Origin of the sequence: Vibrio sp. 10N.247.310.17 (assembly GCF_041466605.1) — a bacterium.
GTDB lineage: Bacteria > Pseudomonadota > Gammaproteobacteria > Enterobacterales > Vibrionaceae > Vibrio > Vibrio tasmaniensis_A.
The window spans coordinates 1-2049 of the sequence record NZ_JBFSTC010000202.1 but is presented as its reverse complement, the minus strand read 5'-3'; the positions used below and the strand labels follow the sequence as shown (position 1 = coordinate 2049).

Genomic DNA, 2049 nt, shown 5'->3' with positions numbered 1-2049 from the left:
TTGACTTACCTAAAGGACAAATGACTCACGTTCTACGTCATACCTTTGCGAGTCATTATGTGATGAGCGGCGGCAATATTGTGAAGTTAAGAGATGTGTTGGGTCATAGCGAAATAACAACGACCATGCGTTATGCGCATCTAGCCCCTGAACATTTAGAAGAGACTTTGATGCTGAATCCTTTGAATCAGCATCAAAAACCGACTGATTCTTAACTCGTTTGTCCCAGAGTATTGCGGCATAACACGTCTCTGGACATTTCTGAGTTACGATGAATAGATCGCTCTGATTTTTCGCATAACTTCTAGTATCGCAACCATGCGGTCAGCTTGTAAATTACAGGCCAAATTAGCTAATCCACTACAATGCGAGTAAGCTTTAAAAAGTAGCGATTATCGCCGTAGTCGTTTGTAATATGTCCATTTCTTACGAAACTGTCGCAATCCAGTCCTCACCTTCCTTCCTGACAGTTGCATTCCTTAAAACTGGATCAATTCCAGCAATTTTCGAACGCCCATTAGAGCCATGGCCACCATGAATCATATTAAAGACCTGATAGCTATAACCTTCTTTTTCAACTAAGTCTATATGCTTAAGAGCTTGGCCATACCCTAAAGCTTCTCGTTCTTCACCCTTCCAGCTCTCACAAAGAATTACAACATTATTTGCATCAATATACGCAGTATTCCAAGCACCAAAAGCAATAGATTTTTCCTCGTGATTAACGAAAGACCAAGACCATAGCCAGTTCGCACATGTGAAACCTTCATCTTCCATAAATTGTTTACGTTTAACGTCACTTTCAGGAACCAATTTTTTATACAATACAGTATCTTGATATTGCGAGTAGTTTATGATGTGAGACATTAAATTTCGACCTTGCTCATCGCCTTGATTTTCAGCGTTAACATACAAGACTTGCAATTTATCTGATGAATACTCTCCATCAGAAATACGCTTTAACATTTTATTAAATAACTCAGGTTTCATTATTCACCTTTTATTGGGCTGATTTCTTGTAAAACATTCGAAGTTCTTAAAAAGTAGTCAATTGGTGCTTGTTCGATTTGGTCATATAACGCTAAGCTAAGTGGTAAACAAACCTGCCAACCAACTCTATTACCCACCTTAAACACACAACTCAAACAAAGCAAAAATGCCCAGCGTTTGTTAGTCCATCTTAAGCGTTTGTTTATTTTTTAGAATATTGTATAAGCCAAATTTGTTTGCTTAATAGGTTCTGTAACGATACAACTTCGAATCAATTCAACATTAAAGGATTCTGAATACTCTTTAATCGTATTCATAAGAGCATTATTATCAATGACTGGATGAATACCTAAAGTCCACATACTTCTTAAGTCATCATGCGAGCCTTTAACCAATGAAACTTTGCATGTATCTTCCATCATGCCTCTGATACATGAACTAACATTAGTATTTTGCTTTATTTCGAGGGCAATATACTGCCCTAACACTGAGCGTTTCTTACGAAAAACAAAATCAATAGCCATATATTCACGATGATTAGCCTTCCGACGGTCTATCGAATACTGAAACTCTCGATCCCACCACGCGATATCTTCGCTTTTTTGTGATTCCAGAAAAACTGAAAACTCTACTTGAAACCAAATTTCCCACCCCGTAATCGGCTTTTCTTCTATTAGCTTCAAACGTTTTTGAATGTGAGTTTGTCTAAAAAACTTATTAGCTAAACTAGCAACAAAATCAAAATCTCTATTCGTCATATAAATATACTACCAAATCAAAATAAAAAACTAATGCTTTTAAAACGGAATTTTTTCGTGTTTGCATTCCGTCTATGTTGCTGCGATTTATTATGAAACTCAACCAGTATCCATTTGTTGTGTGAATTGAAGATAAATTTCATAAGGAAAATACCGAAACTTTCCGTATAAATTCCCAGAACATGGATTAGAAACTGTTGGTCTACCTGAGCACGCGCCTTTAGTGAAGAGCTTCTACTCTAAACGATTTTGGGGCAAAAGTGAGTCAGAAAATTCCGAGTGCTTAAATGAGTCTAACTTA

General features: G+C 36.8%; 3 protein-coding genes. 1 reads left to right on the top strand and 2 read right to left on the bottom strand.

Features of this window, described 5'->3' with window-relative positions; translation table 11 throughout:
* On the top strand, window positions 1–215 hold a 215-nt coding region (locus tag AB6D80_RS24815; RefSeq protein ID WP_372189912.1), incomplete at its 5' end, for a tyrosine-type recombinase/integrase.
* Between the two features lie 211 nt (window positions 216–426).
* Here the strand turns inward: AB6D80_RS24815 and AB6D80_RS24810 are convergent.
* Together AB6D80_RS24810 and AB6D80_RS24805 are read right to left on the bottom strand one after the other, a co-directional pair.
* Window positions 427–990, bottom strand: a complete 564-nt coding sequence (locus AB6D80_RS24810) for a hypothetical protein (RefSeq protein ID WP_017097971.1) — start codon at window positions 988–990, stop codon at window positions 427–429.
* 209 nt (window positions 991–1199) lie between these two features.
* On the bottom strand, window positions 1200–1748 hold the full coding sequence (locus AB6D80_RS24805) for a hypothetical protein (protein WP_017097969.1): 549 nt from the start codon (window positions 1746–1748) through the stop codon (window positions 1200–1202).
* Window positions 1749–2049: the final 301 nt, after the last annotated feature.

Excerpts from the sequence above, each read along its gene's own strand:
- AB6D80_RS24810 (WP_017097971.1), bottom strand. The coding sequence starts at position 990 with ATGAAACCTGAGTTATTTAATAAAATGTTAAAGCGTATTTCTGATGGA.
- AB6D80_RS24805 (WP_017097969.1), bottom strand. The coding sequence starts at position 1,748 with ATGACGAATAGAGATTTTGATTTTGTTGCTAGTTTAGCTAATAAGTTT.